The sequence below is a fragment of the Candidatus Hydrogenedentota bacterium genome, assembly GCA_012523015.1.
Taxonomy (GTDB): Bacteria; Hydrogenedentota; Hydrogenedentia; order Hydrogenedentales; family CAITNO01; genus JAAYBJ01.
This window is the reverse complement of record JAAYJI010000286.1, coordinates 1-6,595: the sequence shown is the minus strand read 5'-3', so window position 1 is coordinate 6,595 and position 6,595 is coordinate 1. Positions and strand designations below refer to the sequence as shown.

7 protein-coding genes are annotated in these 6,595 nt (G+C 47.3%); 6 read left to right on the top strand and 1 reads right to left on the bottom strand.

Annotation, left to right across the window (positions count from 1 at the left end):
* The 6 genes from GX117_12505 to ruvB form a co-directional block, all read left to right on the top strand.
* Positions 1-361, top strand: a 361-nt coding sequence (locus tag GX117_12505) for a hypothetical protein (GenBank protein NLO34152.1), incomplete at its 5' end; no start/stop codon positions are given.
* 306 nt (positions 362-667) lie between these two features.
* Complete coding sequence (locus GX117_12500) at positions 668-2,014, top strand: hypothetical protein (protein NLO34151.1); 1,347 nt, start codon at positions 668-670, stop codon at positions 2,012-2,014.
* A gap of 210 nt (positions 2,015-2,224) precedes the next feature.
* The gene (locus GX117_12495; protein ID NLO34150.1) at positions 2,225-2,893 is read left to right on the top strand and encodes a hypothetical protein; all 669 of its coding nucleotides are present in this window, start codon (positions 2,225-2,227) and stop codon (positions 2,891-2,893) included.
* Between the two features lie 44 nt (positions 2,894-2,937).
* Positions 2,938-4,224, top strand: a complete 1,287-nt coding sequence (gene ftsA / locus GX117_12490) for a cell division protein FtsA (protein NLO34149.1) — start codon at positions 2,938-2,940, stop codon at positions 4,222-4,224.
* A 46-nt stretch (positions 4,225-4,270) separates the two neighbouring features.
* Entirely contained in the window at positions 4,271-4,888 is a 618-nt protein-coding gene (gene ruvA, locus GX117_12485; protein NLO34148.1) for a Holliday junction branch migration protein RuvA, read from the top strand.
* Positions 4,875-5,900 (top strand): Holliday junction branch migration DNA helicase RuvB, encoded by a 1,026-nt coding sequence (gene ruvB / locus GX117_12480; GenBank protein ID NLO34147.1) that lies wholly within the window; start codon positions 4,875-4,877, stop codon positions 5,898-5,900. Before ruvA ends, ruvB begins: the two co-directional genes overlap by 14 nt.
* Before the next feature lie 47 nt (positions 5,901-5,947).
* On the opposite strand, the gene GX117_12475 is transcribed toward ruvB, so the two are convergent.
* Positions 5,948-6,595, bottom strand: a 648-nt coding sequence (locus tag GX117_12475; GenBank protein ID NLO34146.1) for a YgiQ family radical SAM protein, incomplete at its 5' end; no start/stop codon positions are given.

Here is a 6,595-nt window from a genome sequence, read left to right as displayed (position 1 = left end):
CCCCTATGTCTATGCCCATCCCTCTCGGGCCATGGAGAAACTGGTGGATCGTGTTCACGATATAGCAGCTATCTCCGGTAAGGGGAAAGAATTGCACGTCAATATTATCCGTACCGACGGTGATTACTGGCCGCTGCCGTGGTATTTTCGAGGATATACGCGGATCGGATGGTGGCATGCGATTCCCGAGCAAGCCGATGCAGATATGATCTTGGTAGCGCCGGAGCTCTATGAGAGCGTGCAAAAGCATTTGAAAAACGAATATTTTGTGGAGTTTCAGGCCTTACGCCCCGGTGTTTTGCTTTATGCCTGCATCCGTCAAGACTTGTGGGATGAATTTATTGCCGGGCGCGGCGGTTGATCCCCTCCTATTTTTAAGCTTAATTTGACCGCATCGGAAGCTTTCGCGCACGCCATACAAAGGGCGCTTGGAAAACATTGCATTTTTTTTCGCGATGTGTCATTATATTGTGGTATAAACGGATAAAAATCCAAGTTAGTACACAATATGTTGTCCTATAGGCATAATGCTTCTTGTATAGTTTCGGAGGAAGCCCCTGTGCGATTAAATAAAAAGCGAGGTTGGCCTTTTTTTGGCCGCTCATCATCAAAAAACCCCATAAAAATTCCCGATGTCTCCACAAATAAAGAAGAGGAGTCTCCATTGATGGAACGCAACATGGAAGAAAAGGAAATGCCGGTAATGAACGACCAGCCTATTCAAGTTTCAGGTGATCCTTCCCAATCGTTGGCGTCCTGTCTTGGACGATTTAATCGATTTTTAAGTCAGGCGCAACATAATCCGGAGTCCGGCGATTGGGCTGAACGCTGTATACGGGAACTCGGTGAGGCGCTCACGATTACCATCAAGGGACAGTGGGATCCGGTCAAAGATGCCATTCTCGAAACAGCCCGTATTTTGCATAGCTATGATCGAGTCGGACGACGCAGCGAAAGTATTCCTTTCTTAAATAGCAGCTATGAAATTCTATCCCTTATGGTAGGCGATCTTATTCTCGATAAAGTTAAATCCAGTGTTGTTTTAAAGTGGAAAGAACTTTATAAAAAAGCGCTTGATGATCTGCAACGTGCTGGAATTCCGCTGGCGGAAGATGACGACGAAGAGATGGAGGAAGAAGAAATTTCCCTCTCCGAAGAAAGTGAAGCTGCTGCGCCTCCGGAAGAGATTGCTCAAGAAGAAGCTGCAAACGAAGATGTTGCCGCTGAAGAAGAATCAGCGGCTCCAAATGAAGGGCGTCCCGATCTAATCATTTACAATCATAACGACCCTTATGAAAAAGAAGCTGAAACTTTTGTTGAAGAGGACGCTTCGATAGAAACTTCGGATCTTGAATCGGATGAAAGCGATGTTCAAGAGGTCTTGCCGAAGGACAGCTTGGATGAGGAAACTTTTGAAGGGGACTTCCCTCTGGACCATACAGAGGAAGAGTTTACAGAAGACACAGAATATCCGGAATCCCCGACCGACGATGATAGCTTAGCAACAGCCTTTTCAGAAGAAGAGGGCTTGAAAGCGCCTTTCGATGATGGATCCGGCGCTGATAGTGGCGATGATGAATCTTTTGAAAGGGAAGCCGTCACAGTATTGGATATCGTTGAATCGGATATAGAAAAGCAAGTGCCACCTTCGGACATATCGGAAGGGGAGACTTCGGATGAAGAAGAAACAGCGGTAGAAGAAGACCAAGAAATAAGCTATGGCGACGATAGCGTTTTAGAAGCAGCAGACAAGATTGACGTGGTCGCGGAAGAAGAACGTAGCGATTTTTCAGAAGAAGCCAATGACGTGTCTTTTGGAGAAGAATCGGCAACGGACGATTTTCTAGAGACTTCTTCTTTTTCTGATACGATGGAAGAAGAGCCTACGACTAGCCTCCAAATCCCTGAGCTTTCAGAGGAACATTCAAGTGAAGAAGTGCTTCCGGATGAGACTGAAGAAAGCGCTATTCAACAGTATGATGAAGCCGCGTTTTCATCGGAAGCACCTGAATAATTAGAGGAAGCTTTTAGTCCAGACGAAGAAGAAGGTGCAGATGCCGGTGAGGCTGAGCGTATTCAACCGGATCAGATTGTTTTAGAAGACTCGGAATCTGTTGAAGGTGACGACGCCGATGAAGTAGCAGAAGAACCGCTTTACCAAGACAGCGAAGAAGATGTTGAGCCCCTTCTAGTTGAATCAGCGAGCATCGATGATACAACGAATTTGCTTGCCGGCACACGCGACGCCTTAGCACGGGGTGACGTTCATTCTGCTAAACATTTGGCTTTGGAACTTGCCCGAAAAATCGCCATTATGGAGTATAAGCAGGCTGAGGCGCTGGTAGCTGATGTTGAAAATAATCTGATCACCAACGCGAAGGATATCCAATCCATTGAAGACCAGATACAGGCGACAGAACTGAACTTGCTTCAAACCGAAGAAACGCTGGCGACTCGTGAAGGTGAATGTAATTCCTGCAGGGAACAAGTGGCGTCCATGGATGACAAGCTTCGTTTGTTCCAAATGGAATTGGAAGATCTGGATACGCAGATAGAAGCGTTAAAGCATTCCCGTACAGAACAGGTCAACCGAAAACTAAATAAAGAAAAGGAGCGGGAGGAAATGCTTAACAGTGAAAGCCGCCTGCAAACAGAGATAGAGACACTGAGACAGGTCGCCGATGATATTCATGATGAGCTGGAACGATTGGCAGACGAGAAAAAGGAAGTTCTTTCCCAAAAACAGGAAATAGAACTTTCCATTTTTGCTGCCAAGGAAAGCTCCGGAAAACGTTATGAAGCGTTGAACGCCATTGAGCAGACCTTGGGTTCCGCATTGGGAGATTCCAATGACGCTGTTTCTGGCGAAGAAGAACTTTTTCCGACGGAATGATCTTTTGTACTATCGGACTTTACCGGTAATGGAGGTTTATTTATATGGCAGCGAAAAGTGAAGTCGTGGCTGCAGTTGACTTTGGGAGCCGTGAAATCCGGGTACTGATAGGTCGGCATTTTGCGAATGGCATAACAAAAATATTGGGCTATGGCAGCGCGCCTTCCGACGGCTATGTTGAATTCGGAGCCATACAAGATGCGGCAGCAGCTGAGCTGGCTTTTAAATCTGCCCTGCGTGACGCCAAACAAATGGCGAATGCACGTATCTTTAAGATCTATTGCGGACTCCAAGGCGAAACACTTCACTCCCGGCGCTACGAAGGAAAAGCGCCGATTGAAAATGGTGTTGTCAAACCTGAACATCTTGCCAAGGTCAGGGATAATGCTGCAATAGGGCTGAATGCGCCGGATAAACTTCCTGTATCCTGCATTATGTCGGAGGAATGGAAAGTTGACAATATGCCTGTTGTCGATCCTCTCGATATGAAGGGATCGGCATTGCAGGGAAATATTCGCTTTATACAATTGCCTGTATTTCTTGAAAATAATCTGCGCTCTTGTGTGGAGAAACAAGGGATTGAGATTGCAGATTTTGTGTTTATGCCCATCGCTGCCGCCTATGGCTGTCTCACACGTGAAGATAAGCAAATCGGCGCGGCGGTGGTTAACATGGGGAAATCGTGTACAGGTATCACCACCTTTCTAAACGGAAGTATTGTCGATGTGACCACGCGGCCTTTTAGCAGCGGGTTAATTATCTCGGATGTGGCAGCGGGCTTAAAAACTACCTTTGAAGAGGCCGCTGAATTGGTGCACGAGTATGGAATCAATCGAAATCAATTTGATAAAAATAATGCGGTGCCGGATTATAACCCTGACGCAATCAAGGATGAAGATAAGGTAATTATAAAATTAAATCAAACTGCTACCGGAGAACCCGCAACAGCAGATAGGGCTTATTTAGAATTTATTATCGCATTACGGGCAAAAGAATTAGGGGAAGAAATCAACAAATATTTGGAAGCGAAAAAACTGACGAAGATGTTAGCGAGAGGAATAGTTATCACGGGCGGCGGAGCGCTCATTGAAAATCAAGATATGGTCATACAACAAGAATGCGGCTTGGATACGCGTATCGGTGTGCCCATCGGGTATGATGAAATCCCTGAAGCGATCAACAAACCCGATTGGAGCCCTGTAGCCGGCGTACTTAATTATGCCGTGGCGCAGCGGCGCGTCAACCGAAAACGCCAAGGAATTATGTCTTTCGGGAATGAAAATTCCAGATTGGAGGCCTTGCGCCGTTTCTTCAATCGCTTTGTCATCTAATATTCTGCTCAGGCTTCAGATAAAGAAAAGAAATGGACTCTAGTCTATGTTTGCTTTCCTTCGTGGGAAAATAGCATTAAAAAAAATCAATCAGGTGGCTTTGGATGTCAAAGGTATAGGCTTCGATGTGCTTGTACCGGATCTTCTCCAAAATCGATTAACTGTCGGGGAAGAAGTTACGTTGTTGACCTATTGCCATATCCGTGAAGATAGTTTTCAGATTTTTGGATTTTCAACAGAAAAAGAAAGGAGCCTCTTCACCACTTGTATTACCATCAGCGGCGTTGGCCCTAAAGTGGCACTTGCGTTATTGTCCACACTGAGCGTTGATGCGCTGATACAGGCTGTCCAAGAACAAAATATCGAAGTCTTGACACGTGTTCCGGGAGTTGGTAAAAAACTGGCTGGACGCATTATTTTGGAAATGACCAGCAAGATGGGGAAAACGACGGAACTCAGCGCTTTGTTGGGGCAGCCGGAAGCCAATGCTCCCGTCGAAGGGGATGATGTTTATGAGGCTTTGATCAGTTTGGGCTGTTCCATCGCCGAGGCAAGAAATGCCGCGACTCATGCGCGGAAAACATTGGGAGAACAGGCCGCGGATGCTGATCTTGTCCGTGAAGCACTGCGCTCCCTGGCGAAAGTCAATCATGGTCAACGATAATCTCATTACCCCCGGTCTTATTGAAGATGACGCTTCTTATGATGATAAAATACGGCCCCAACGCTTGGAGGACTTTCCCGGCCAGGAGCCCATCAAAGAAAAGTTGCGCATCTCAATCTTGGCTGCGCAAAAACGCGGGGAGCCCTTGGATCATTTGCTGCTCTGCGGCCCACCCGGACTGGGAAAAACAACCTTGGCACGTATCATTTCCAATGAAATGGGCGTTGACATCCGCCAAAGCGCAGGGCCGGTCATAGAAAGGCAAGCAGATTTATCCGCCATTTTAACGAGTCTGGAAGAATACGACATTCTTTTCATTGATGAAATCCATCGATTGAATCACGCTGTTGAGGAAACACTTTATTCCGCCATGGAAGACTTTGAAGTCGATATTATGCTTGGAAAAGGGCCCACAGCCCGATCTATGAAAATCGGATTGCGCCCTTTCACGCTCATCGGCGCCACAACACGGGCAGGACTGCTTACGCCGCCCTTGCGCGCCCGTTTTGGGGATACATGCCGTTTCGACCTGTATAATCCCGAAGAGTTGGAATGTATTATTACCCGCTCCGCGCGTATACTCAATGTGCCCATAGAATCCGATGGGGCTCTGGAAATTGCCACACGCTCCAGAGGCACTGCGCGTATCGCTAATAGACTGCTCCGCCGCGTGAGAGATTATGCTCAAGTAAAGGGAGACGGTGTGATCACCCGAGCAACTTCTGATGCCGCCTTGCAAATGCTGCGCATTGATGGCTTGGGTCTCGATGATATGGACCGACAAATCTTGAGCGTACTCATTGAGAAATTTGGAGGAGGTCCCGTGGGACTTGCCTCCTTAGCTGTTGCTGTTGGAGAAGAACGGCAGACCCTTGAAGAAGTACATGAACCCTACCTCATCCAAATTGGTTTCATGAAGCGCACACCCCAAGGACGGGTTGCCACTTCCCAAGCTTTCAAACACCTCAACAAGACGCCTCCCTCCCACGATGATGAAGGCAGGCTCTTCTAAATCAGGTAGAACCGGGATATCTTCGTCTTAGCTGTCGTCTTCGACAATCATCGAGATCGTGGGTTGCGATTTCCGGAATCCCCTGTTTCCTCAGGAATAAGCCGGTGATGCTGCCGCATTCTTTGTTTATCACTTGTCGCCACATAAATGCGCTTGCCGTGGGTGTCGATCTTTGCGTAGAACATGGCTGTCGCCACGGTACCGGGTGTTGGAATAAAACACTGCACTTGACGGGGCCGCCAATTGCGCTTTTCCAACCACTCAGCGAGCATTTTCATATCTCCGTCTGTACAGCCGGGAAAAGCACTGATTAAGTAAGGCACAAGAAACTGTGTCTTCCCTGCCTTTCGTGATTCCTCTTCAAAAAAGTGTAGGAATTGTTCAAAAACTTTCATAGAAGGTTTACGCATGAGACGGAGCACGGGATCACAAAGATGCTCGGGCGCTACCTTCAGTTGGCCGCCCACAAATTCATGGATAAGTTCACGTAAAAAAGTGTGGCGCTCATCGGTCAAATCATAGCGTATACCGCTGGAAATACGCAGATGTTTTACTCCCTGTATAGCGGCAACCTCATGCAGCAATTGAACCAAGGATTCATCATCAATCTTGAAATGAGGACAATGCCGGGGGAACAGGCAATCTTCGCGCCTGCATTCGGATGGCTCGGAAAGGCAGCGGGCGCCCCACATATT

Coding starts and splice junctions, on each gene's coding strand:
- ruvB (NLO34147.1), top strand. CDS start 4,875: ATGGTCAACGATAATCTCATTACCCCCGGTCTTATTGAAGATGACGCT.
- GX117_12500 (NLO34151.1), top strand. CDS start 668: ATGGAACGCAACATGGAAGAAAAGGAAATGCCGGTAATGAACGACCAG.
- ruvA (NLO34148.1), top strand. CDS start 4,271: ATGTTTGCTTTCCTTCGTGGGAAAATAGCATTAAAAAAAATCAATCAG.
- ftsA (NLO34149.1), top strand. CDS start 2,938: ATGGCAGCGAAAAGTGAAGTCGTGGCTGCAGTTGACTTTGGGAGCCGT.